Genomic DNA, 24,109 nt, shown 5'->3' on the forward strand with positions numbered 1-24,109 from the left:
CGTCGATGAACATCGGCGCGGGCAACGGCACAGGAAAGGGTAGTCTGGTTGAGGCTGGAAAGACGGACGGGCATTGAAGCCTGAAGCTGTATGGACAGCATGGTGGTGACTCCGCTTTATTGTTTTTATTCGGCGAAAACGCTTCGAGGCGTTTTTCGTTCGCGATCTGTTACGCGATCCACAGTCGTAACTGTTCGTTTCAGGACTCTAGCCGGCCAACCTTTCGCTAACCTTTCAATAGCTTTCAGGATGCTTTTTGGCTTCACAGTTGCGGATGCGGCTGTAAACTCCGCGCCAAAGAATGGCGTCGGCCATACCTTGAATCGAGGAAAAACCATGCGTGTTCTGCTCGTCGAAGATCATCTGCAGCTCGCCGAAAGTGTCGCCCAAGCCCTCAAGAGCACCGGTTTGACCGTGGACGTGCTGCATGACGGCGTGGCCGCCGACCTGGCGTTGGGCAGCGAGGAATACGCTGTGGTGGTCCTCGATGTCGGGCTGCCGCGCATGGACGGTTTCGAGGTGCTGGCGCGCCTGCGGGCCCGGGGCAAGACCACGCCGGTCCTGATGCTGACCGCTCGCAGCGACGTCAAGGACCGCGTCCATGGGCTGAATCTTGGGGCCGATGATTACCTGGCCAAGCCGTTCGAACTCACCGAACTGGAAGCCCGGGTCAAGGCATTGCTGCGCCGTAGCGTGTTGGGTGGCGAGCGCCAGCAGCGCTGCGGAGGATTGGTCTACGACCTGGACACCCGCCGCTTTACCCTCGACGATGAGTTGATGACGTTGACCTCCCGCGAGCAGGCTGTCCTGGAGGCTCTGATTGCCCGGCCCGGGCGGGTGATGAGCAAGGAGCAATTGGCAGCCCAGGTCTTCGGCCTGGACGAAGAGGCGAGCCCCGACGCCATCGAGATCTATGTGCATCGCTTGCGCAAGAAACTCGACGGCCACGCCGTGGCGATCGTGACATTCCGGGGGCTGGGCTACCTGTTGGAAACCCGAGATGCATAAGCCCGACAGCCTGCGCTGGCGGCTGCTGCGCAACCTGGCATCGCTGCTGGTGGTGCTGATGCTCGCCAGCGGCCTGAGCGCCTACTGGAATGGTCGCGAAGCCGCCGATACCGCCTATGACCGGACGCTGCTGGCCTCGGCCCGGACCATCGCCGCCGGTCTTTCGCAGCGAGACGGTACGCTCAGCGCGGACGTGCCTTACGTGGCCTTGGACACCTTCGCCTATGACAGCGCCGGACGTATCTACTACCAGGTCAACGACATCCACCAACAGCTGATTTCCGGTTACGAAAATCTCCCGGGTCCGCCGCCCGGCACGCCGCGCACTGACGATTATCCGGCATTGGCACGTTTCTACAACGCGCGTTACCAGGGCCAGGACGTGCGCGTGGTCAGCCTGCTGAAGGCCGTGAGCGAGCCGGAAATGAACGGCATGGCGGAGATCCGCGTGGCGGAAACCGAAGAAGCACGGATCAGCATGGCCCGGGGCCTGATGGCCGACACGCTATTGCGGCTGGGCATGCTGGCCGTCGGTGCATTATTGCTGGTGTGGTTCGCGGTCAGCGCCGCGTTGCGTCCGCTGGAGCGCCTGCGTACGGCGGTGGAAGAGCGTCAGCCAGACGACTTGCGGCCGCTTCCGTTGGTGGAGGTCCAGCATGAGTTGTGGCCCCTTGTCCGGGCGCTCAACCATTTCACCGAGCGCCTGCGTGGCCAATTCGAACGGCAGGCGCAATTCATCGCCGATGCCGCCCATGAACTGCGCACGCCACTGGCCGCCCTCAAGGCACGCCTGGAGCTGGGCTTGCGTGCCAGCGAACCGGCGACCTGGCGTGAAACCCTGGAAACCGCGGCCCAGGGCACCGACCGCTTGACCCATCTGGCGAACCAGTTGCTGTCACTGGCGCGAGTGGAAAACGGCGCCCGGGCGATTGCCGAGGGCGGTGCGCAATTGCTCGACCTGAGCCAATTGGCCCGTGAGCTGGGCATGGCCATGGCCCCGCTGGCTCATGCCCGTGGTGTCGCGTTGGCCCTGGAAGCCGACGAGCCGATCTGGTTGCGGGGCGAGCCGACCTTATTGAACGAGCTGTTGAGCAATCTGGTGGATAACGCGCTGGCCCATACACCGTCGGGTGGCAACGTCATCCTGCGGGTCGTCGCGCGCGGCGGTGCTGGAAGTCGAGGATGACGGTCCCGGTATTCCTGAGACTGAACGGGAACGAGTGTTCCAGCGCTTCTACCGGCGAAACCAGCAGGTGGCCGGCTCGGGCCTCGGGCTGGCGATCGTCGGGGAAATCTGCCGTGCGCATCTGGCGCAGATCAGCCTTCACGACGGTCAGGACGGTGGGCTGAAGGTACGGGTGAGTTTCATCCCTGGCTCAGAATAAGCCCGCGCTGAATGCTGTCGCCACGGGACTGATGCCAGGTTCAGGTTCGATGTCCGGGCTGTTCAGTAAAACATCGTCCGTGCTTCTTCAATGTCCGCGCACCGATCCTTATCGTCGAGGTCGATGCCCAGCTTCTTGATTGCCGGCACTCCAACCGCGTCGATCCGGCTCAGCGGGTGGTCGGTGTCCTTGTAGCAATACAGCGCGGCGACTTGCACCAGGTCTACATAATCGAGTTGTTTGGAGTCTCGGGTGAAATCCAGGTACAACCCCGGCAGCTTCACCAACCTTTCCGGAAATTCCCAGACACTGAGCAGCTTGTCGCCCAGCACCGGGTGAATCGTCTCGATGACGTGGTTGAGGCTGATGGGGTCCGACAGCAATTCATTATTGTCTTCGGCATACGTCAGGATCGGCAGGACGCCGATCTGATGGACCAATCCGCCCAAGGCCGCCTGATCAGGCTTGAGGTGCGTGTAGCTGCGGCAGAGGGCGTAGCTGACACCCGCTATTTCCAGGCTCTTGCGCCAGACTTCGCGCATTTTCTGTTCCACGACCTCGGAGCGGGCATGGAAAATCTGCTCCATGACCAGGCCAATCGCCAGGTTGCTGCTGTAGTTGACGCCCAGCCGAGTGATTGCCGTGTGCAGGTCCGTCACTTCCTGCGTGGCGCGCAGCAACGGGCTGTTGACGACTTTTATCAGGCGCGCCGAGAGGGCGGTGTCACGGCCAATCACTTTGCTCAGGTTGCTGACGCTGATTTCCGGGTCTTCGGCGGCCCGGCGAATCTGCATGGCCACTTCCGGTAATGTTGGCAAGACCAGGTCATCATTATCGATGGCCGCCACCAAATCCCGCTGGACCTTATCCGCCAAATCGCTCATTTCGGTTCTCTAGGGTGTTGCGACAAAATGTTGCGATCAACGCTGGATTTCGCGGTCGCGGTCCAGTTCGTAAGGCAAGTCCAGCAATTGTAGCGCGGGTCCTTCCAAAGCACCGAGGTGCAAATTGCCATCTTCTGCCGCTTCGGCCTGCAATACTGCCAGCAGTTCAATGTTTCGCTCGGCACGGGCGGCAATGACGACCTCGCCGATCGAGCTGCCATGCGTAGGGGAAAACAGCGGGGTGCCAGGCTCCGGCAATTCAGCGGCGTCCAGTTCCAGGCGATACAGGCGACGCTTGAGTTTGCCGAGGTACTGCATGCGCGCGACGATTTCCTGGCCGGTGTAGCAACCTTTCTTGAAGCTCACGCCGCCTACGGCTTGCAGGTTGAGCATCTGCGGAATGAACAACTCGCGCGTGGCCGCCATGACCTGGCCGATTCCCGCGCGGACCTGACCCAGCAGCCAGCGGTTCAAGTCGCCTTCGGGCAGTTGCTCGCGCAGCTGCGTCAGCAGCGTATCGGCCTGTTCGGCGCGAACCCAGAGTTCAGCGCGGCCGGGGGAGACGCGAATAGCGATCAGCGATGGCTGGCGAACCACACTGTCGGTTTCGGCCGGCAGGTCGAGGCCCAGCCCGCTCAGCACGGTGTCCGCGTTTTCCAATCCGAAGCGAACCCATGCCGGGCTTTCATCGGTGAGTTTGGATTTGGAGAACACCGCGTATTTCTTCAGGTCCGCCAGTTGCGGCTCCAGAAGCTCCGTGGCCATGGCCATCAGTATGCCGTCGCCTTCGAGGACGATACGAAAGCTCGATTGCATCCGGCCTTTCTGGGTGCAACGGGCGCCCAGGCTGGCCTGGCTGTCGCTGAGGTAGTTGAGGTTGCAGGTCAATTGGCCTTGCAGGAATTTGCCGGCATCCACGCCGCGGACCGCGAGTACGCCTTCGTGGGACAGGGTGCAGAAAAATGCGGAATCAGCCATGGGTCATCGCAGGGTAAAAAGTCTGGTAGACATCATAAGGGGGCGCCCATGAAATGGGTAGTTCACAAAGGATTGACGGCGCCCGACCAAAGCCGTCTGTCACGCCACGGCGGGGCCTGTATACTTGCGCTCTATTTGAGGAGCGCTCCATGGTCGAAGATGTTGAACTGAATCGCCTCTACTGGCATAGCCGCCGCGGCATGCTTGAGCTTGACGTGCTGCTGGTGCCGTTCGTGAAAGAGGTCTACCCCCATCTTAACGAGGTCGATCGTGCCTGCTACGTCCGTCTGCTCGAGTGCGAGGATCAGGACATGTTCGGCTGGTTCATGGAGCGCAGTGAATCGGAAGACCCGGAACTGCAACGCATGGTCCGGATGATTCTGGATCGTGTCCAACCCAAGTAATCGCTTCGAATGCCGCTGGCAGGCCTCCGGGCAATTGCTGGCGGCGTACCTCGTGGCCCAGGCGTTCGCCCTGGGCTCGTTGCTGCTCCTGGCTGTCCCGTCCGGCTTCGCAGCCGTTGGCGTCATGCTGTGCCTGGGCCATGGCGCCTGGGTGTTGCCGCGACATTTGCTGCTGACCCATCGACAGGCCTTCCGTGGCTTGCGTCGCGATGCCGATGGTTGGCAGCTCTGGCGCGTCGATGTCGGTTGGCAACCGGTGCAGCTGCGACCTGACAGCCTCGCATTACCGATGATCGTGGTGCTGCGCTTTCGCCTTAAGGGCGAGTGGCGGATCCGCTCGTTGTGCGTGCCCCGCGACGCGCTGGCGCCGGATGTCCACCGGCGCCTGCGGGTACGGCTGCGGTTCAGCCGGCGTAGGTGGGCGGCACCAGGATAGTATCCAGCGCCTCGGGCAGCAGGTTCGGATAATCAAGCGTGTAATGCAGGCCTCGGCTTTCCTTGCGCTCCATGGCCGAGCGAATCATCAGTTCGGCCACCTGCGCCAGGTTGCGCAGTTCAATCAGGTCGCGGCTGACTTTATAGTTGCTGTAGAACTCATCGATCTCGTCGAGCAGCAGGCGCACCCGGTGCTGCGCCCGTTGCAGGCGCTTGTTGGTGCGTACGATGCCGACGTAGTCCCACATGAAGCGCCGCAGTTCGTCCCAGTTGTGCGCGATGATCACGTCTTCGTCCGAGTCGGTGACCTGGCTGGCGTCCCACGAGGGCAGGGCGACCGGGATGGCGATCTGGGGTAATTGCTCGAGAATGTCAGCCGCCGCCGAGCGGGCATAGACGAAACATTCCAGTAGCGAGTTGCTGGCCATGCGGTTGGCGCCGTGCAGTCCGGTGAAGCTGGTTTCGCCGATGGCATACAGGCCAGGCACGTCCGTGCGGCCATGCTGGTCAACCATCACCCCGCCACAGGTATAGTGCGCTGCCGGTACCACCGGGATCGGCTGCTTGGTGATGTCGATGGAGAATTCCAGGCAGCGCTCGTAGACCGTCGGGAAATGGCTCTTGATGAACGCCTCGGGTTTATGGCTGATGTCCAGATAGACACAGTCGATGCCCAGGCGCTTCATTTCATGGTCGATGGCCCGCGCGACGATGTCCCGGGGTGCCAATTCGGCGCGAGGATCGAAGCGCTGCATGAAGCGCTCCCCGTTGGGGAGCTTCAGATGAGCACCTTCGCCACGCAGGGCTTCGGTCACCAGGAAGCTCTTGGCCTGCGGGTGATACAGGCAGGTAGGGTGGAATTGGTTGAATTCCAGGTTCGCCACCCGGCAGCCCGAGCGCCAGGCCATGGCAATGCCGTCACCACAGGCTCCGTCGGGGTTGCTGGTATAGAGATAGACTTTTGCCGCGCCACCGGAGGCCAGGATAACGAAGCGCGCACCGTAGGTGTCCACTTCTCCCGTGCCGCGGTTGAGCACATAGGCGCCCAGGCAGCGATCCCCCTCCAGGCCCAGGCGCTTCTCGGTAATCAGGTCGATCGCGACCCGTTGCTCCAGCAATTCGATGTTGGAGCGCTGCCGGGCCTGGGCCAACAGCGTCTTGAAAATGGCCGCGCCGGTTGCATCGGCGGCATGGATGATTCGCCGATGGCTGTGCCCGCCCTCGCGGGTCAGGTGGAACTCGAAGCCGCCATCTTCGGTGCCGGACTGTTCATCGCGAGTGAATGGCACGCCTTGGTCGATGAGCCACTGGATGGCTTCCTTGCTGTGCTCGACGGTGAAGCGCACCGCTTCCTGATTGCACAGCCCGCCGCCCGCGTTAAGTGTGTCATCGACGTGGGATTGGACGGTATCGGCGTCATCCAGCACGGCCGCCACGCCGCCCTGGGCCCAGAACGTCGAACCGTTGGCCAGGTCTCCCTTGCTCAGCACGGCGATGCGCAAATGTGCAGGCAGGGTCAAGGCCAGGCTCAACCCGGCGGCGCCGCTGCCGATTACCAGAACATCATGTTGGAACTGTTGGCTCATTCGAATGGTTTCCGCTTGAAGCGACCCGGGTCGGGGTTAGCGCCAGACACCGCTTCGACGGGTCAGGCAGCCACGCAGCCCACTAGTATATAGAGGGGGGATCGGCACAATAGCCGGGCGTTCATGGCAATGTGAAACCAGGGTGACAGGAAAGCGATGCGCTTCGTCGGGTCAAGGTTTCGATGAATGTGCGACAACGCGGCCTTTTCGAGGACAGAACGCTGTTTATCTCGTCATGGTCGCCAAATCTTCGCGTTGAAGAGCGATAAATAGTGGGAACTTTTGCCAAGCGCATACGTTCAATAGACGGTTGTCTGCAGAAGGGAACAGCGTCGGGTTGGTGCAGGGATTCATCTGAATCCTCGTCCGACAGGCCCGGCGACAGATTATTCGCGCGGCCGGGGAATCTCGTGCTGCGTTTTTCGTGCGTGCCGGATCAGAGCGCGCCGGAAACTTGCTTTGAAGGGGGAGAACTTTTGCGAAAAGCCCGAGTCTATGTTTGCAAGCCCGGTCAATTGGTAATGCAAGCCTCCTTCGAGCTCATCGAGGAGTGTTCATGCTAACCCAGGAAGAGGATCAGCAGCTGGTCGAACGCGTTCAGCGCGGCGACAAGCGAGCTTTCGATCTGCTAGTGCTGAAATACCAGCACAAAATTCTCGGGTTGATCGTGCGTTTCGTGCACGACACCCATGAAGCCCAGGATGTTGCCCAGGAAGCCTTCATCAAGGCCTACCGCGCACTTGGAAATTTTCGCGGGGATAGCGCGTTTTACACGTGGCTTTACCGCATCGCCATTAACACGGCGAAAAACTATCTGGTTTCACGCGGCCGCCGGCCGCCGGATAGCGATGTGAGTTCCGAGGATGCCGAGTTCTACGATGGCGATCATGGCCTCAAGGACCTCGAGTCACCTGAACGTGCATTGCTGCGGGATGAGATTGAAGGCACCGTCCATCGAACCATCCAGCAACTGCCTGAAGATTTGCGTACGGCTTTAACTTTACGTGAATTCGACGGTCTGAGTTACGAGGACATTGCGAGCGTCATGCAGTGTCCGGTGGGTACCGTGCGCTCCCGGATCTTCCGCGCTCGGGAGGCCATCGATAAAGCCCTGCAACCGTTGTTGCAGGAAAACTGAGACAGCGGCGACAGCCAAGAGAGGAACGCCATGAGTCGTGAAGCCCTGCAGGAATCGCTGTCCGCAGTGATGGATAACGAAGCGGACGAATTGGAATTGCGTCGGGTATTGAATGCCTTTGACGATGTTGAAACCCGTGAGACCTGGGCTCGTTACCAGATCGCCCGGGCTGTCATGCACAAGGATCTGCTGCTTCCGCGTCTGGACATCGCTGCGGCGGTTTCTGCTGCACTGGCGGATGAAGCCGTACCGGCGAAAGCCTCCCGCGGACCATGGCGCAGCCTGGGCCGACTGGCTGTTGCCGCTTCGGTCACCGTTGCTGTGCTGGCGGGTGTGCGTCTGTACAACCAGGATGAGATCGCTGGCGTGCAAATGGCGCAGCAGTCCAACCAGCCAAGCCTGGCGACGCCACAGGTCAAAGGTCCTGCGGTTCTGGCCGGCTACAGCGAAAGTTCTGAAGCCGCAGGTCCCATGACTAACGGGGTTCTGCAAGGACAGCCAGGTTGGCACGATCAGCGTCTGCCCAACTATCTGCGCCAGCATGCTCAGCAAGCTGCGTTGAAAGGTACTGAAAGCGCTCTGCCATATGCTCGTGCGGCCAGTCTGGAAAACCGTTAAGGAGGACCATGCGCGCCATACCTCTCGTTTCGCTTCTGCTCGGTGGCTGGTGTGTGGCTCCAGCCTATGCCGGTGAAGCTCAGGACTGGCTCAATCGTCTGAGTCAGGCCGAGCAACAGCAGAGCTTCCAGGGCACTTTCGTTTACGAGCGTAACGGTAGTTTTTCTACCCATAACATCTGGCATCGCGTCCAGGATGGCAAAGTCCGCGAGCGGTTGCTCCAGCTCGACGGTTCGGCACAGGAGGTCATGCGCATTGATGGACATACTCAATGCGTCAGCGGCACCTTGATCGCCGGGCTGGGAAACACGCCTGATGGCACTGCACGTGCGCTCGATCCGCAAAAACTCAAGAATTGGTACGACCTTGCCGTCATTGGCAAGTCGCGCGTGGCCGGGCGTCAGGCTGTCATTGTCGCCCTGACCCCTAAAGACCAGCATCGCTATGGCTTCGAGCTGCATCTGGACAAAGAGACCGGTTTACCGCTCAAGTCCCTGTTGCTCAATGACAAGGGCCAATTGCTGGAGCGCTTTCAGTTCACTCGACTGAACACCTCCGAACCTTCGGAAGGTGACCTGCAGGCCAGTGCCGAGTGCAAGGCTGTCGTTCAGGATTCGAATAAAGCTACCGCCGTGAAGACTACCTGGCATTCAGACTGGCTTCCGCCTGGCTTTGAACTGACCAGCAGCGTGGCACGCAATGATCCGGACACCAAGATCCAGGTCAATAGTCTCATGTACGACGACGGGCTCGCTCGTTTCTCGGTATTCCTGGAACCGCTGAATGGCGCCACCGCAACCGACACTCGTACCCAGCTGGGTCCGACGGCTGCTGTTTCTCGTCGGCTCACCACGCCCCAAGGCGAGATGATGGTCACGGTGGTAGGTGAGATTCCCATTGGCACGGCGGAACGGATCGCGCTGTCCATGCGCTCCGATGTCGCGGCAGCCCAATAGCACAGTGCTCAGGTGGCTCGATTGCGCAAGAGGCCGATGACGCCAAGGCTTGATCGAAATGCCGAAACTTCCTGTCAGCATTTTCATTTGCAAAAAAACCAATTTTTTTCTATTAGGTCAGAGCCGCTCGGCTCTGGCCTTGTCTGTTTGCGGAACAATAATACCGGCGTATCGTTCTCCGGTAGTCCTTGCTCCATATCGCTTAACCATGCTCGTCGTAACGGGAGCCGTATGTCGATACCACGCTTGAAAACCTATCTTTCCATATTTGCCACCGTGCTGGTCCTCGGTCAGGCCGTTCCTGCCGTGGCAGTGGAATTACCGGACTTCACACAACTGGTCGAACAGGCTTCGCCCGCTGTCGTGAACATCAGTACCACACAGAAGTTGCCGGATCGCCGTGTCTCGGACCAGCAGATGCCAGACCTGGAAGACCTGCCGCCGATGCTGCGCGAGTTCTTCGAGCGTGGGATGCCGCAGCAACCGCGTTCGCCGGGCGGCGGTCGCCAGCGTGAAGCCCAGTCCCTTGGATCGGGCTTCATCATTTCGCCTGACGGCTACATCCTGACCAACAACCATGTGATCGCCGATGCCGATGAGATCCTGGTGCGCCTGGCCGATCGCAGCGAGCTGAAGGCCAAGCTGATCGGCACCGACCCGCGCTCCGATGTGGCGCTTCTGAAAATCGACGGCAAGGACCTGCCGGTGCTCAAGCTGGGCAAATCCCAGGATCTGAAGGCTGGCCAGTGGGTCGTCGCCATCGGTTCGCCGTTCGGTTTCGACCACACTGTGACCCAAGGGATTGTCAGTGCTATCGGGCGTAGCCTGCCGAACGAAAACTATGTGCCTTTCATCCAGACCGACGTGCCGATCAACCCAGGCAATTCCGGTGGCCCGTTGTTCAACCTCAACGGTGAAGTGGTGGGCATCAACTCTCAGATCTATACCCGTTCGGGCGGTTTCATGGGCGTTTCGTTCGCCATTCCGATCGATGTCGCGATGGATGTATCCAACCAACTGAAAAGCGAGGGCAAGGTCAGCCGGGGTTGGTTGGGCGTGGTCATCCAGGAAGTGAACAAGGATCTGGCTGAGTCGTTCGGGCTGGAGAAACCCGCCGGTGCGTTGGTTGCGCAAATTCAAGAAGGTGGCCCGGCCGCCAAGGGTGGCTTGCAGGTGGGTGACGTGATCCTCAGCCTCAATGGCCAGCCAATCATCATGTCCGCCGACTTGCCACATCTGGTGGGCGCGCTCAAGGCTGGCGCCAAGGCCAACCTGGAAGTGATCCGCGAAGGCAAGCGCAAGAATGTCGAGCTGACTGTCGGCGCGATCCCGGAAGAGGGTAAAGAACTCGAATCGCAGCCCAAGTCCGGCGTCGAGCGCAGCAGCAATCGCCTCGGTGTTGCGGTGGTCGAGCTGACTGAAGAGCAGAAGCGCACCCTGGAGTTGCAAGGTGGTGTGGTGATCAAGGAAGTGCAGGACGGTCCTGCTGCCCTGATTGGCCTGCAACCAGGCGACATCATTACGCACCTGAACAACCAGGCCATCGGCTCCGCCAAGGAGTTCACCGACATCGCCAAGGCGCTGCCGAAGAACCGCTCGGTGTCGATGCGTGTCCTGCGTCAGGGGCGTGCAAGCTTCATCACCTTCAAGCTGGCCGAATAAGCCGAGCTGAAAAAAAACCGCCTCGAATCGAGGCGGTTTTTTTATGCCTGATGGATATTCAACCCATCATGTCCTTGACCATCCGCTCTTGTTCCATGAGCTCCCGCTGCCGGGCATCGATGCGCGACGACAACGGGAAATTGCTCCCCGCGCGTCGTTTGGCGAAGTCCAGTTGTTGGATGGCCTGACGATAGTCTCCGACCAGCGCGAAGTACTCGGCGCGGGCCTGGTGCAAACCGATGATATTGCCCGACAGGCCGCGAGTCTCCGCCACCATGTACCAGACGTCCGGATCGTCCGGACGACTCTTGAGCAGGGTCTCCAGCGCTTTTTCCGCATCGGCGGGACGATTCTGCTTGAGCAGCAGGTCGACACGGACCTGGTTGAGCGGGTAATTGCCCGGGTACTGGGCCAGCAGCCGGTCGACGCGAGATTGAGCGTCTGGCAGCTTGTTGCTGGTGATGTCCAGATCGACCTGGGCCAGGTTATAGATGATCTCGTTGGGTGATTTGGCCAGCAGCGGCTTGAGGTTTTCACGGGCCTCATTCAACTGGCCGCCCTTGACCTGGGCAATTGCCAGGCCATAGCGAGCCACGTCGTTCTTCGGGTTTTCGTCGAGCAGCGCGCGGAAGCGCTTGGCGGCCAGTCCCGGGGTTTCTTCATACGTCAACTGGACCCGCGCGCGGATCAGTTGATAGCGCATGCTGTCCTCGATGCCCCCCGGCTTGGCCTGTTCGGCACGGTTGCGGGTGTCGGCGATACGCGACTCGGTAACCGGGTGAGTCAGCAGGAACTCCGGGGGACGGGCGTCAAACCGGTACTGGCGCATCAGCCGTTCGAACATGGTCGGCATCGACCGTGGATCATAGCCGGCCTTTTCCAAGTTCTGGATGCCGATGCGGTCGGCCTCCTGCTCGTTCTGGCGCGAGAAGCGCCGTTGTTCCTGGATGGCGGCGGCCTGGGTCCCGGCGATGGCGGCAATCCCGGCATCGCCCCCGCCAGCGGCGGCGACCACGATGCCAGCCAGCAGCGCCGCCATCATTGGCACTTGCATACGCTGTTGGGCTTCCACGCCACGGGCGAAGTGGCGTTGCGACAAGTGCGCCAGTTCGTGGGCCATGACCGAGGCGTATTCGCCTTCGGTCTGCGCGTTGAGGAACAGGCCGCCGTTGACCCCGACGATCCCGCCGGGTGCGGCGAAGGCGTTGAGCTGTGGGCTGTTGATCAGAATGAATTCGAGGCGCCGGTCATTGACCTGGCTGGTTTCCACCAGCTTGTAGACGCTGGTTTCGACGTAATCCTTGAGCTGCGGGTCGTTGAGTTGCGAGACCTGGCTACGCAGCAGGGCCAGCCAGGCGCGACCCAATTGGTGTTCCTGTTCCGGCGAGACGATGGCAGAACTGGCATCGCCAAGTGACGGCAGGTCGTCGGCGAAGCCCGGTGAGGCGAGCAGGCAAGCGAGCGTCAGCAGGGTGGGGCGCAGAAATGTCATGCACGGAGCCTTAGTCGACAAAGACCTTACTGTAGCCGGACAGCGTGTCCGGGACCAGATATTCTAGGCGGCTCGACGACCTGTTGCGGAGTGAAGCAATGACCGATGATGTAGCCCACGATGCCGAACTGGACGCCAGCGGCCTGAATTGTCCGTTGCCGTTGCTCAAGGCCAAGTTGGAACTCAATCGCCTGGCCAGCGGCGCCGTGCTCAAGGTAACCGCCACGGACGCGGGCTCCCAACGTGATTTCCGCACCTTTGCCCGATTGGCCGGTCATACGCTGCTGCGCGAAGAGGACGAGAACGGCGTCTACCGTTACTGGTTGCAAAAGGCCTGAAAGCCGACAGCCCTCCCATAAGGATTTTTAATGTTCAAAGTGTTACGCGACTGGATCCAGCGCTACTTCTCGGATGAAGAAGCCGTGGTGTTGGCCGTGCTGCTGTTCCTCGGATTCACTGCGGTCCTGACACTGGGGGGCATGCTCGCACCCGTGTTGGCGGGGATGGTGCTGGCGTACCTGATGCAAGGCCTGGTCACCACGCTGGAGCGTATGCGGCTGCCGGGTTCCTTGGCGGTGGGGATGGTGTTCGCCTTGTTCATGGGACTGCTGGTGGTGTTCCTGGTAGTGATCGTGCCCTTGCTCTGGCATCAGTTGGTGACGCTGTTCAACGAACTCCCAGGAATGCTCGCCAAGTGGCAATCGCTGCTGCTGTTACTGCCTGAACGCTATCCCCACCTGGTTTCGGATGAACAGGTGCTGCAGACGATCGAAGTGGTGCGCGGTGAGATCGGCAAGTTCGGCCAGTGGGCGCTGACGTTTTCCCTGTCCAGCTTGCCGCTGCTGGTAAACATCATGATCTACCTCGTGCTGGTGCCGATCCTGGTGTTTTTCTTTCTCAAGGACCGGGAAATGATCGGGCGCTGGGTCCGCGGTTATCTGCCGCGCGAACGAGCGCTGATCACTCGGGTTGCCCAGGAAATGAACCGGCAGATCGCCAATTACATCCGCGGCAAGGTCATCGAGATTTTCATCTGTGGCGGCGTGACCTACATTGGCTTCGTTGCCCTGGGCCTCAACTACGCAGCGTTGCTGGCCTTGCTGGTGGGTATTTCCGTGGTGGTGCCTTACGTCGGCACCGTGGTCGTGACGGTGCCGGTGGCGCTGATTGCACTGTTCCAGTGGGGCTGGAGCGATCAGTTCATCTACCTGATGGCGGTCTACGGAATCATCCAGACGCTGGATGGCAATGTGCTGGTGCCGCTGCTGTTTTCCGAGGCGGTGAACCTGCATCCGGTGGCGATCATCTGTGCGGTGCTGTTGTTTGGCGGCTTGTGGGGGTTCTGGGGGGTGTTCTTCGCGATTCCCCTGGCGACGCTGTTCAAGGCGGTGCTGGATGCGTGGCCGAGCAAGGAACCGGTGGTGGCGCCGTTGTTGTGACTTGAATATGAAGTAATGCTTAAGGCCTCATCGCGAGCAAGCTCGCTCCCACAGGGATTTGATTTAACGACACAAATCCAGTGTGGGAGCGAGCTTGCTCGCGATAGCGCCAGTACAGGCAACGAGATTTCAGGCCTTGTTAAGCACCTGAGCCGCCGCCAACACCGCATCCACATGCCCCGGTACCTTCACGCCGCGCCATTCCTGGCGCAGCACGCCATCCTTGTCGATCAGGAATGTGCTGCGATCAACGCCCAGGTATTCCTTGCCGTATAGCTTTTTCAACTTGATCACGTCGAACAACTGGCAAACCGCCTCGTCCTTGTCGCTGATGAGCTCGAAGGGGAATTCCTGCTTGCACTTGAAGTTCTCGTGGGACTTGAGGCTATCCCGGGAGACGCCGAACACTTCGGTGTTGGCGGCCTGGAATTGTGCGTACTGATCGCGGAACCCCTGGCCTTCGGTGGTGCAACCCGGGGTGCTGTCTTTCGGGTAGAAGTAAATGACTACCTGCTTGCCTTTCAGGGCCGCGAGGCTGACGGTCTGCCCGCTGGTGGCGGGCGCTTGGAAATCGGTAACCGGCTGGTCGACGGCAACGGCCATGAACGCTTCCTTACATTGGGTTTTGTGGGCGCCACGGTTCGATCAGGGCATCCAGGTTCATCGCGTCGGCGAAATCCAGGAACTGATCGCGCAGCCAACTGATCTGGGTGCCGGCCGGCAGTGTCACGGTGAACGTAGCGTTGAGCATGGTGCCGCCGGTCTGCGGAGCCTGGTAGGTGTCGCAGGTCAGGTTCTCCAGCTCGACTTGATGGTCCATGAAGAACTGGCACAGCTCGTTGATGATGTCCGGGCGATAGGCCGAACTCACGTAGGCCACATAGGGCAGGGCCTGGGGACGGTTCTCCAGCGCTGCGCTGCGGACCACGTTGACGGTGAACGCATGCTTCTTGGCCAGCAAGGGCAGGCTGCCCTCCAGGCGGGCCAGGGCGTCCCAGCTGCCGGAGATTTCCAGCACGAGCGCGCTGCATTCGCCATGGCGAGTCAGGCGTGACGTCACGACGGCACAGCGATTCTCATGGCTGGCGCGGCACAGGACGTTAGTCAGCTCCATGGGGTTGGCGCCAAGGGCACTGATGACAAGGAATTGTTCGCGGACTGTGGGGGTGGACATGCAGCATTCCTAAAGCGATGAGCGGTCGATACGTTTCAGCTCGGCGCGGTGACAGCCCTGGGAAACCGAACGGTTCAAGCCCTGTGCCTGGAGGGGACAATGCGTTGCGGGGCAACACAAATACCCCCGGGACAAACGCAGGATCGGGGCTTGGAGCGACGGAAACGGAAGCTGGAAACCGGCGTATGAGCTTATCAGTACCGATCAAAGCCTGAAGGGTAGCGAAAACCATCGCCAAGGGGAATGGGAGTTCGCTTGTACAAGCATCTTGGCGCCAGTACCATTACCGCTCTCTTTTTCCGGCAGGAGCGGTTTCATGATTGCGGGCAGTATGGTGGCACTGGTCACTCCCATGGATGCACAAGGGCGTCTTGACTGGGACAGCCTCAGCAAACTCGTGGACTTCCACCTCAAGAACGGCACCCATGCCATCGTCGCAGTCGGTACTACCGGCGAGTCGGCAACCCTTGATGTTGAAGAACACATCGCCGTGATCAAAGCCGTGGTCAAACAGGTTGCCGGGCGCATTCCGGTCATCGCCGGCACGGGCGCCAACTCGACCCGCGAAGCCGTCGAGCTGACCCGCAACGCCAAGGAAGCCGGGGCCGATGCCTGCCTGCTGGTCGTTCCGTACTACAACAAGCCGACCCAGGAAGGCTTGTACCAGCACTTCAAGCACATTGCCGACGCCGTCGACATCCCGCAGATCCTCTATAACGTTCCCGGCCGCACCTCCTGCGACATGCAGGCCGAGACTGTGATCCGCCTGTCCACCGTGCCGAACATCATCGGCATCAAGGAAGCCACCGGCGACCTGAAGCGCGCCAAGGCCATCCTCGATGGCGTGGACAAGAATTTCCTCGTGCTGTCCGGTGATGATCCGACCGCCGTCGAGCTGATCCTGATGGGTGGCAAGGGCAACATTTCCGTCACCGCCAACGTTGCCCCGCGCGAAATGGCCGACCTCTGCGAGGCTGCGCTGAACGGCGACGCCGAGACCGCTCGGGCACTGAACGAAAAACTGATGCCGCTGCACAGGGACCTGTTCATCGAAGCCAACCCGATCCCGGTGAAGTTTGCCCTGGTCGAAATGGGCCTGATGCATGAAGGCATCCGCCTGCCACTGACCTGGCTGAGCACCCCTTGTCACGAAACGCTGCGGCAGGCCATGCGCCAGTCCGGCGTCCTGGTTTAATTGAGGAAGTACAACGCATGAAGCGAATGGCCGGACTTTCCGCACTTGCCTTGATTATCTCCAGCACCAGTGGCTGCGGATGGATCTGGGGGCCGGAAGGTTACTTCCGCGACCGTGGTAGCGATTACCTGCAAGCGCAACAGACTGCACCGATGCAACTGCCGCCGGACGTCAGCGTCGCCAAGCGCCTGGATCCGCTGCTGCCGATCCCGCGCAACGTCGCCGACGACAGCGTCAAGGGCGAATACGTTGTCCCGCGTCCACAGCCGCTGTCGGCCGTGGCCGATGCCAGCGACTACACCCTGCAGAAGAGCGGTGATTCCAGCTGGGTCATGGGCCAGCATCCACCGGCCGAAGTCTGGCCCGTGGCAATCCAGTTCTTCCAGGACAACGGTTTCCGCCTGGACGAACAGCGCCCACAGACGGGCGAATTCACCACCACCTGGCAGCGTTCCGATGAGCTGTCCGCCGCCATGGCCAAGCGCCTGAGTGCCGCCGGTGTTGCAGCCGACAGCGAAACCCGCGTGCGTGTGCGGATCGAGCCAGGCGTGCAGCGCAACACCAGTGAAATCTACGTGGTCAGCGCCGAGCGTCCCGCCGGCAGCACTGCCGACGTGGCCTTCACCAACCGTTCGGTCAACACCGGCCTCGACGCAGCGCTGGTGGACGACATGCTCGCGAGCATGAGCCGTACCGCTGAGCAGGGCGGCTCGGTGTCGATGCTCGCCACCCGCGACTACGACACGCCAAGTCGCGTCAGCCTGAGCGAAGACGGCAGCGGCAACCCGGTGCTCAATGTCGGCTCCGACCTCGACCGTGCCTGGTCGAGCGTGGGTCGTGCGCTGGAACAGGGTGAATGGCGCGTTGAAGACATCAACCGCAGCCTGGGCCTGTACTACATCAACCTCGCCGAAAAAGCCGAGAAGAAAGACGAGAAACCTGGCTTCTTCAGTGGCCTGTTCGGCAGCAAGCCGGACAAGGAAGAAATCGAAGCCCGTGCCGAGCGTTACCAGGTTCGCCTGAGCAAGGTCGGCGACAACGTCCAGGTCACCGTCGAGAAAAACATCAACACCGTGGCGCCGGCCGACGTGGCTCGCAAGGTGTTGGGCGTGATTCAGGACAACCTGGGCTGATCCGATGCGTTTTGCCGTTCTCGGCAGCGGTAGCCAGGGGAACGGCACGCTGATAGCCAGTGCTGGCACGTACGTGCTGGTCGATTGTGGTTTCTCCCTGCGGGAAACCGAGAAGCGCCTGTTGCGCCTGGGTGTGCACCCGGCGCAACTGAGCGCGATATTGGTGACCCACGAACATGCCGACCACGTGCATGGCGTGGGTTTGCTGTCTCGGCGCTACAATCTGCCGGTGTACCTGAGCCGTGGCACGCTGGAAGGCCTGCGCAAGCCCATCGAGCCAGCCGGTTTCGTGGCCGGTGGCGAGCAACTGCGTATCGGAGGCCTGGACATCAGCGTCGTCAGCGTGGCCCACGATGCCCGGGAACCGACGCAATATGTGTTCAGCGACGGCGAGCGGCGCTTCGGATTGCTCACGGACCTGGGTTCGTATTGCGACAGGGTGATGGACAGTTACCGGGATCTCGATGCATTGATGATCGAATCCAACCACTGCCGGGACATGCTGGCGCGTGGGTTCTACCCCTACTTTCTCAAGCAGCGGGTAGGCGGGGAACACGGACATTTGAACAACCACCAGGCGGCGTACCTGGTGGCCGAGTTGGGCTGGCAAGGCCTGCAACACCTGGTCCTGGCCCATCTGAGCAGCAAGAACAACCTGCCGCAGCTGGCCCGGCAATGTTTTGTCGACACCCTCGGGTGCGACCCGGACTGGCTGCAACTGGCCGATCAAGATTCAGGGCTCGACTGGCGACATATCGCCTAGCCCATCTACTTAGCAAGCGGAGCCCATCATGGAAAAACGTGAAGAACTCTACCGCGGCAAAGCCAAGTCGGTTTACAAGACCGACGACGCTGACCGCTTGATCCTGCTGTTTCGCAACGACACCTCGGCGTTCGACGGCAAGCGCATCGAACAGCTGGACCGCAAGGGCATGGTGAACAACAAGTTCAACGCCTTCATCATGCAGAAGCTCGAAGCCGCCGGCGTACCGACCCAGTTCGACAAACTGCTGGGCGACAACGAATGCCTGGTCAAGAAGCTGGACATGATCCCGGTCGAGTGCGTCGTGCGTAACTACGCCGCCGGCAGCCTGGTCAAGCGCCTGGGCGTGGAAGAGGGCATGAAGCTCAACCCCTACACCTTCGAGCTGTTCCTGAAGGACGACGCCAAGGGCGACCCGTTCATCAACGAATCCCACGTCGTGGCGTTCGGGTGGGGCACCGCCGAGCAACTGGCGCGCATGAAGGAGTTGTCCCTCAAGGTCAACGACGTGCTGACCAAGCTGTTCGACGACGCCGGTCTGCTGCTGGTGGACTTCAAGCTTGAATTCGGGGTGTTCAGCGACGGCTCCATCGTCCTGGGCGACGAGTTCAGCCCGGACGGCTGCCGCCTCTGGGACAAGGCCACCAAGAAGAAGATGGACAAGGACCGCTTCCGCCAAGGCCTCGGTGACGTCATCGAAGCCTACGAAGAAGTCGCCCAACGCCTGGGTGTACCGCTGTAATCGACGCAAGCATCTGATAGCACGGAAAAAATTTCGCTCGGGGGTTCGCTTCCGGCGAATGTGCTGGTATGATGCGCGCCACTGGAGAGATGCCGGAGTGGCCGAACGGGACGGATTCGAAATCCGTTGTACTGGCGACAGTACCTAGGGTTCAAATCCCTATCTCTCCGCCATATTTAAAGGCCCCGAGCGCTTAATCGCCTCGGGGTTTTTTGTATTTGGGGGAATGAGCGTGGATGTCATTCCCCAGCCATGCTGGAATCCTCCTCGACTCCGCCCAGACACCGCCTTGGTCTTTTCTGTTGCACAGGTGGTATAACCGCCCGTCAGAAAACAAGCGTATTCGATGGGCCACGGCTTGATCGTGCGAGACTTGTCTTGCGGCACAGAGGCACGCAAGTCGACGTCTGATATGACATTTTCGTCTTGTCTGGTCATTCGAACGGGCTTCGCCATCTGTTACATCATCAGGCTTCCTTTATTCGGCTTTGATGGTGTTAAATGCACTCCTCGTGAACCATAGTGATCTACAGTGATCCTACAGAGGGCACGGAAATGCCCCGTGAGGCCATGCTCGCCATGAAGCGTTCAGGCCATGTCCTGTTGAAAGTGCAGGAAAATTTGCAATGGAGAGAGGTCATGTCTAAAGGCAATGTCGTCTCGTTTACCGACAGAAAGGCGGAGATTCAAGCAGGTATCGAGTTCCTTGATCTGCTTGACAGGGATATCAAGGAAAATCCTGAAGGTATCCAGCCTATCCCTCGCGGCCTGCTGCAGCGAATTCAAGCAATTCGCAATCAGGCGGACGATAATCGTCGTCGCGAGCTTCAAGAAGGCTAAGCGTGACTGAAAGCACGATTCATATCGAAAACGGGTGGGCACTTTATGCTCACCCGTTATTCATTGCGCGCCTCGAAGAAATTACCGTCGCTGTTGAGAGGGTGATGGCTAATGACCCGGAAGGCTTTCACCATCATCCGGTCTACAAGCTTTTCGATACGGTGAGCGCGAATATCCTAATCAATGTTCCGTCCGATCCGACCCACCCCTGCTATCGTCAGGGGAACACGCTAGGGCGTGACTTTAAGCACTGGTTTCGGGTGAAGAAGCAAGGGATACCTCCACGGTATCGCCTGTTTTTTCAGTTCAGATCCGAGGCGCCGATGACCGTCATCTATGCGTGGCTCAATGATGAGAGAACGTTGAGGAAGGATGGCGATAAAAATGATGTGTATGCAGTTTTTACTGCAATGCTCCTAAACGGAAAAATGCCTAATTCCTACACCGACCTCATCGCGGCTTGCGACGTCTTGGAATATGGAAATTCTACGACAGGAACGGAGGAAGAATAAAATCATCCGTTCCCATAAAAGCTTGGCGTATCCGCTGGGTTTTTTCGTTTCTGGGGTTTTGTGGCGTACGGGAGCGTAGCGTTATGGATTGCGCGACAGTACCGCGAGCGTGAGTTTCGGGGCAGGGATCGTCTGACCTATTATGATGCGCCGTGGGGGATAGATTACGATTTTATTGTCAAAGATGACCGGTATCTCGCCGTACACTTCGTAGTTATAAAAGGTGTGCGGCAATATTTACGGCTCTCTGCTTCTTCAAAAGGGGTGCGAATTTAACGGTTGGCATCCAGAACTACTTTTTAGTAGCAAGCTTGCCAGTGATCACAAATCTATCGAACACGTTCTGACCATCACTTGCAGCTTGTCGAACGTCAAGAAATGTCAGCTCTTCGTGAGTGGCTTTCCTGTGAGTTTTCTTGATTTTTTTGGTAGCCATCGGAGTCTCCGAGGTATGTGTATTCATGCTGATCAGCTTGTGTGACTAATCGAGTCCGGGCAAAGCGGAGGGTTCCGGTTCATCGAGCCATGCTCGTTTCGACGAGATGGGCCCCGTGAGAGTAATGCCAGTCAGTTAAGCGATATAAAGCCGGGTAATCATCCTGTGGCGAGGAGCTTGCTCCCGCTGGGCTGCGTAGCAGCGCCAAAAACAGGGCCGCTTCGCGCCCAGCGGGAGCAAGCTCCCTCGCCACGGTTTGTGTGTTTCCTCGTGGCATCCACTTTCTAATTGGTGTTACCCGTGAGAGCCCTTTGAACTAGCAGGCTCTGCATCCAAGCGTCGGGCAATGACATCGAGCACGTCGCAACCATCCCTCAAGGAGATGCAGCACAGCTGTGCAAAGTCCTGGAGGACCACTGAGTCGCTCGGAATGTCCCCTCGCATTGCGAGGTTCTCTAAAAGCTGGGTGACAGCGCGGATTCTATAGCCCGCCGTGTCGAGCAAGATGTGCAACGGTGCGGAGGTATCGACTAAAAGGGGTTGATCGTCGGCGTTACTAAGTAAGAGCCATGTATCTGTTCATTTCAAACTCCGTTTGATTGAAGGCCTTCTTACCATTTGTAATCGAGTCGCCAAACCCAAGCCGCTCTTACGAACGACGCCTCGGACTATAAAGGCTTACCGTTAAAATCATCAATCAGACGATGCGTAAGAACATTCCTAGAATTATGTGGGCGGAAAATGTCAGAAAATTTCCCCAAAACACTGATGTCCCTCCGATCATTTTCACCCGGTCCAATCCCTCCGCGACCTGCCTAACCACAGTCTTCCCCATACCCAAAGCTTTGTAACAATTGGACTAATGGTCTATAGCTCAAGACAAGGCTGCCGATAGGCAGGTAATCCCCCTGTGTAAGGAATGACACCATGCTGCGGTTCTTCGCCGACTTGGGCTTTCGCTGGAAAATCACCCTCCCGATGGTGTTCCTGGCTGTATTGCTGGTGCTGATGGGGGGCGCGGGCATGCGTGGGATCGGCCAGGTGACGGAGTCCAGCACGCAGTTGACCAAGCGTTATCTGCCGGCCATCAGCCTGTTGCTCAATGCGGATCGCGACCTGTACCAGGCGTTCGTTGCCGAACGGAGCTTGCTGGGCGACGGGGCGGGGACTCATGTCGAGGCGCTGCGGGCCAGCCACAGGGACAATCTGAAGCAAGCATACGACCGCGTGCAAAAATACGCGGCGATGCAGCCGGGTGCCGAGGCGCAGGCGCTGGTCGGTCAGTTCAATGACCGCTTTGCCCAGTGGTCGCAAATTTCGCGGCAGATCGTTGAGCAAGCCGCGAGCAATCCGCAGGCGGCCAGTGCGCTGAGTTTTGGTGATGGCGAGAGCAAGTTCAACACCATGCGCGATGCCATCGACAAACTCGGTGAGCTGGAAGATGAGGCATCGCAACGGGAAGGCCAGGCGGCGATCGATCACGGACAAGCCGTGGGCCTGCAGCAGGGAGGGATTCTGTTGGTCGGTCTGCTCGGTTGCGTCCTGCTGATCGTGACTTTGCCGATGGTGGTGTTGCGTCCGATGCGTCGCTTGCTGCACCGGGTCGAACAGATCGCCGAGGGCGGCGGCGATCTGAAAGGTCGTCTCGAAGTCCGTTCGGCTGATGAGTTGGGCCAGCTCGGCAGTGCGTTCAACCGTTTTCTCGACAAGCTGCAACCGCTGATTGCCGAAGTGGGCCGAGTGACCGGGGAGGTCGATGCCGCTGCGCGCGCCATGGCCGATATGGCTGCGACGAATGATCGGCTGATCAGCAGCGAACATGCGGCACTGGATCAAGTCAGTACCGCTGCCACCCAGATGAGCGCCGCCGTGCATGAGGTTGCGCATAATGCAGTAAGCGCCTCGGACGCCGCGCAACAGGCGAGCAGTCAGTCTCGCGACGGCACCGCAGTCGTCAGCAGCACCATCGATTCGATCCGCCAGTTGGCCCAGGAAGTCGAAAGCGCCTCGGGCACGATCGAGGCGTTGGCCCAGGAAACTTCCAGCATCGGTGCTGTGCTCGAAGTGATTCGTGGCATTGCCGAGCAGACCAACCTGTTGGCACTGAACGCTGCAATCGAAGCCGCACGGGCCGGTGAGCAGGGCCGTGGGTTTGCCGTTGTGGCCGATGAGGTGAGGGCGCTCGCGGCTCGTACCCAGGACTCGACCAAGGACATCCAGGTTCGCATCGAGCGGTTGCAGAGCGGTGTCGCCAAGGCTGTGCAAGCGATGCAGGTCGGCAGTAGCAAGGCTCGCGACAGTGTTGAGCGCGCCGCGGGTGTCGACCAGGTCCTCAGCGGCACAGGTGGTTCGATCCAGCGAATCAACGACATGGCCGCGCAAATCGCCAACGCCTGTGAAGAGCAAAGCAGCGTCACCGAGGAAATAGCCCGCAATATTTCCGACATCCGTGATTTGTCCAACGAAGCGGCGGCCAATTCCGCCCAGAGCATGCACGCCAGCCAGCAGCTTTCCAGCCTGTCGAGAAACCTCGCAGAGCTGACCGGCCGCTTCCGCACCTGAAGCAGGTGGTGTCGTGTCGACTGACGACCTCCTGCGAGCCCTGCATCAGGACGGTTTTGTCCTGATGCCCGGCGTGTTGGATGCCGCGCAAGTCGCTGACGTGCGTCGTACTATCGACCAGCTGAAACCCCAACATTGGGATTACAGCGGCGTCATCGATCATTACAAATGCGTGTTCAATCGGGATCCGTTCTGGTTGCCGTATTTGGAAGTGAGCGGGGTGATCGAACTCGCCGAAGCGGCTTTGGGCGACGATTGCCACATCATCGGCCAGACGGCCTGGCGCTGCCATCCCGGTTTTGTCGGCGCGCCATTGCATCTGGATTACCTGCCGATGGAGCTGCCGCCGGCCCTGTTGGCTGATCCCGGTTTTGAACTGCCGATGCAGGTGTTCACCGCGCAGTTTTACCTCGATGACATCGACGCTGACCTGAGCCCGACACAGGTGATTCCCGGCAGCCACAAGGCGGGCCGTGCACCAGCGGCGGGTGAGACGCAGTGGCATGGGCGTCCGGCGCAGCCAGTGTTGTGTCGGGCGGGCGATGTTCTGGTACTGCGCAGCGAGTTATGGCACGCCGGCAGCGACAACCGGACCGTCGACCGCACACGGTACATGCTCCAGGTGCATTACGGTCGACGGATGGTCGCGCAAAAGTTCTCGCCCTATCTGCACTGGCAGTTCAATCCCGTCGTGCTCGCCGCCGCGACGCCTCGCCAGCGGCGGCTGCTCGGTGATCATCAGGAGGCGGAGTACGACTGAGCCAGGC

Annotated in this window: 23 protein-coding genes, 1 tRNA gene and 3 pseudogenes; 20 read left to right on the forward strand and 7 right to left on the reverse strand. The window is 59.8% G+C overall.

Features of this window, described 5'->3' with window-relative positions; all coding sequences use genetic code 11:
- The first annotated feature begins 336 nt into the window (after window positions 1–336).
- Together AB4N42_RS10650 and AB4N42_RS10655 are read left to right on the forward strand one after the other, a co-directional pair.
- The gene (locus AB4N42_RS10650; RefSeq protein ID WP_030138298.1) at window positions 337–1,008 is read left to right on the forward strand and encodes a response regulator; all 672 of its coding nucleotides are present in this window, start codon (window positions 337–339) and stop codon (window positions 1,006–1,008) included.
- Window positions 1,001–2,393, forward strand: a pseudogene (locus AB4N42_RS10655) (sensor histidine kinase). The gene AB4N42_RS10650 and the pseudogene AB4N42_RS10655 overlap by 8 nt, the downstream one beginning before the upstream one ends.
- A gap of 62 nt (window positions 2,394–2,455) precedes the next feature.
- Here the strand turns inward: AB4N42_RS10655 and AB4N42_RS10660 are convergent.
- Both AB4N42_RS10660 and ygfZ read right to left on the reverse strand, forming a co-directional pair.
- Window positions 2,456–3,277, reverse strand: a complete 822-nt coding sequence (locus AB4N42_RS10660) for an HDOD domain-containing protein (RefSeq protein WP_198797134.1) — start codon at window positions 3,275–3,277, stop codon at window positions 2,456–2,458.
- A gap of 36 nt (window positions 3,278–3,313) precedes the next feature.
- Window positions 3,314–4,255: a CAF17-like 4Fe-4S cluster assembly/insertion protein YgfZ gene (gene ygfZ, locus AB4N42_RS10665; protein WP_323154333.1), complete on the reverse strand. Its 942-nt coding sequence runs from the start codon at window positions 4,253–4,255 to the stop codon at window positions 3,314–3,316.
- A 149-nt stretch (window positions 4,256–4,404) separates the two neighbouring features.
- On the opposite strand from ygfZ, the gene AB4N42_RS10670 reads away from it, so the two are divergent.
- Both AB4N42_RS10670 and AB4N42_RS10675 read left to right on the forward strand, forming a co-directional pair.
- Window positions 4,405–4,659, forward strand: a complete 255-nt coding sequence (locus AB4N42_RS10670; RefSeq protein WP_003184348.1) for an FAD assembly factor SdhE — start codon at window positions 4,405–4,407, stop codon at window positions 4,657–4,659.
- Complete coding sequence (locus AB4N42_RS10675; protein WP_460116164.1) at window positions 4,643–5,095, forward strand: protein YgfX; 453 nt, start codon at window positions 4,643–4,645, stop codon at window positions 5,093–5,095. Before AB4N42_RS10670 ends, AB4N42_RS10675 begins: the two co-directional genes overlap by 17 nt.
- Here AB4N42_RS10675 and nadB read toward each other — a convergent pair.
- The gene (nadB, locus tag AB4N42_RS10680; RefSeq protein WP_030138293.1) at window positions 5,064–6,680 is read right to left on the reverse strand and encodes an L-aspartate oxidase; all 1,617 of its coding nucleotides are present in this window, start codon (window positions 6,678–6,680) and stop codon (window positions 5,064–5,066) included. The two genes, AB4N42_RS10675 and nadB, sit on opposite strands and share 32 nt — an antisense overlap.
- Before the next feature lie 556 nt (window positions 6,681–7,236).
- Between nadB and rpoE the strand changes: the two genes are divergently transcribed.
- From rpoE to AB4N42_RS10700, 4 genes are all read left to right on the forward strand, one after another.
- On the forward strand, window positions 7,237–7,818 hold the full coding sequence (rpoE, locus tag AB4N42_RS10685; protein WP_003172477.1) for an RNA polymerase sigma factor RpoE: 582 nt from the start codon (window positions 7,237–7,239) through the stop codon (window positions 7,816–7,818).
- A 30-nt stretch (window positions 7,819–7,848) separates the two neighbouring features.
- Entirely contained in the window at window positions 7,849–8,436 is a 588-nt protein-coding gene (locus tag AB4N42_RS10690; RefSeq protein WP_030138292.1) for a sigma-E factor negative regulatory protein, read from the forward strand.
- Between the two features lie 8 nt (window positions 8,437–8,444).
- On the forward strand, window positions 8,445–9,392 hold the full coding sequence (locus AB4N42_RS10695) for a MucB/RseB C-terminal domain-containing protein (protein WP_258648122.1): 948 nt from the start codon (window positions 8,445–8,447) through the stop codon (window positions 9,390–9,392).
- 231 nt (window positions 9,393–9,623) lie between these two features.
- Entirely contained in the window at window positions 9,624–11,054 is a 1,431-nt protein-coding gene (locus tag AB4N42_RS10700; RefSeq protein WP_460116165.1) for a DegQ family serine endoprotease, read from the forward strand.
- Window positions 11,055–11,112: 58 nt separating this feature from the next.
- Here the strand turns inward: AB4N42_RS10700 and AB4N42_RS10705 are convergent, their stop codons facing one another.
- Window positions 11,113–12,546, reverse strand: a complete 1,434-nt coding sequence (locus tag AB4N42_RS10705; RefSeq protein ID WP_198797139.1) for a M48 family metalloprotease — start codon at window positions 12,544–12,546, stop codon at window positions 11,113–11,115.
- Between the two features lie 98 nt (window positions 12,547–12,644).
- Between AB4N42_RS10705 and AB4N42_RS10710 the strand changes: the two genes are divergently transcribed.
- Together AB4N42_RS10710 and AB4N42_RS10715 are read left to right on the forward strand one after the other, a co-directional pair.
- Window positions 12,645–12,884: a sulfurtransferase TusA family protein gene (locus AB4N42_RS10710; RefSeq protein ID WP_030141215.1), complete on the forward strand. Its 240-nt coding sequence runs from the start codon at window positions 12,645–12,647 to the stop codon at window positions 12,882–12,884.
- Between the two features lie 30 nt (window positions 12,885–12,914).
- A complete protein-coding gene (locus tag AB4N42_RS10715; protein ID WP_217860132.1) occupies window positions 12,915–13,985 on the forward strand; it encodes an AI-2E family transporter in 1,071 nt (356 codons plus the stop codon).
- A gap of 129 nt (window positions 13,986–14,114) precedes the next feature.
- Here the strand turns inward: AB4N42_RS10715 and AB4N42_RS10720 are convergent, their stop codons facing one another.
- A complete protein-coding gene (locus AB4N42_RS10720) occupies window positions 14,115–14,588 on the reverse strand; it encodes a peroxiredoxin (protein WP_030141213.1) in 474 nt (157 codons plus the stop codon).
- A 10-nt stretch (window positions 14,589–14,598) separates the two neighbouring features.
- Window positions 14,599–15,159 (reverse strand): glycine cleavage system transcriptional repressor, encoded by a 561-nt coding sequence (locus AB4N42_RS10725; protein WP_123342296.1) that lies wholly within the window; start codon window positions 15,157–15,159, stop codon window positions 14,599–14,601.
- A gap of 316 nt (window positions 15,160–15,475) precedes the next feature.
- On the opposite strand from AB4N42_RS10725, the gene dapA reads away from it, so the two are divergent.
- The 7 genes from dapA to AB4N42_RS10760 all read left to right on the forward strand — a co-directional run bounded on the left by dapA (window position 15,476) and on the right by AB4N42_RS10760 (window position 20,344).
- Window positions 15,476–16,354, forward strand: coding sequence for a 4-hydroxy-tetrahydrodipicolinate synthase (dapA, locus tag AB4N42_RS10730; RefSeq protein ID WP_198797141.1), 879 nt, complete (start codon window positions 15,476–15,478; stop codon window positions 16,352–16,354).
- Window positions 16,355–16,371: 17 nt separating this feature from the next.
- Window positions 16,372–17,487, forward strand: coding sequence for an outer membrane protein assembly factor BamC (gene bamC / locus AB4N42_RS10735; protein ID WP_407683905.1), 1,116 nt, complete (start codon window positions 16,372–16,374; stop codon window positions 17,485–17,487).
- Window positions 17,488–17,491: 4 nt separating this feature from the next.
- Window positions 17,492–18,250, forward strand: coding sequence for an MBL fold metallo-hydrolase (locus AB4N42_RS10740; protein WP_217860128.1), 759 nt, complete (start codon window positions 17,492–17,494; stop codon window positions 18,248–18,250).
- Window positions 18,251–18,278: 28 nt separating this feature from the next.
- The gene (gene purC / locus AB4N42_RS10745; RefSeq protein ID WP_198797143.1) at window positions 18,279–18,992 is read left to right on the forward strand and encodes a phosphoribosylaminoimidazolesuccinocarboxamide synthase; all 714 of its coding nucleotides are present in this window, start codon (window positions 18,279–18,281) and stop codon (window positions 18,990–18,992) included.
- Window positions 18,993–19,075: 83 nt separating this feature from the next.
- Window positions 19,076–19,165, forward strand: a tRNA-Ser gene (locus AB4N42_RS10750).
- A 382-nt stretch (window positions 19,166–19,547) separates the two neighbouring features.
- Window positions 19,548–19,832 carry an AbrB/MazE/SpoVT family DNA-binding domain-containing protein gene (locus AB4N42_RS10755; protein ID WP_030141207.1) on the forward strand — a complete coding sequence of 95 codons (285 nt, stop codon included), beginning with the start codon at window positions 19,548–19,550 and terminating at the stop codon, window positions 19,830–19,832.
- Window positions 19,833–19,834: 2 nt separating this feature from the next.
- A complete protein-coding gene (locus AB4N42_RS10760; RefSeq protein WP_030141206.1) occupies window positions 19,835–20,344 on the forward strand; it encodes a type II toxin-antitoxin system YhaV family toxin in 510 nt (169 codons plus the stop codon).
- A gap of 730 nt (window positions 20,345–21,074) precedes the next feature.
- Here the strand turns inward: AB4N42_RS10760 and AB4N42_RS10765 are convergent.
- Window positions 21,075–21,363, reverse strand: a pseudogene (locus tag AB4N42_RS10765) (short-chain dehydrogenase).
- A gap of 344 nt (window positions 21,364–21,707) precedes the next feature.
- Here AB4N42_RS10765 and AB4N42_RS10770 point away from each other — a divergent pair.
- The 3 genes and pseudogenes from AB4N42_RS10770 to AB4N42_RS10780 all read left to right on the forward strand — a co-directional run.
- Window positions 21,708–22,484 (forward strand): annotated as a pseudogene (locus AB4N42_RS10770) (MCP four helix bundle domain-containing protein); the annotation flags it as partial.
- Between the two features lie 78 nt (window positions 22,485–22,562).
- Window positions 22,563–23,342, forward strand: coding sequence for a methyl-accepting chemotaxis protein (locus tag AB4N42_RS10775; protein WP_431147471.1), 780 nt, complete (start codon window positions 22,563–22,565; stop codon window positions 23,340–23,342).
- Between the two features lie 13 nt (window positions 23,343–23,355).
- A complete protein-coding gene (locus tag AB4N42_RS10780) occupies window positions 23,356–24,102 on the forward strand; it encodes a phytanoyl-CoA dioxygenase family protein (RefSeq protein ID WP_030141204.1) in 747 nt (248 codons plus the stop codon).
- Window positions 24,103–24,109 lie beyond the last annotated feature (7 nt).

The organism is Pseudomonas sp. H2_D02 (assembly GCF_054677635.1).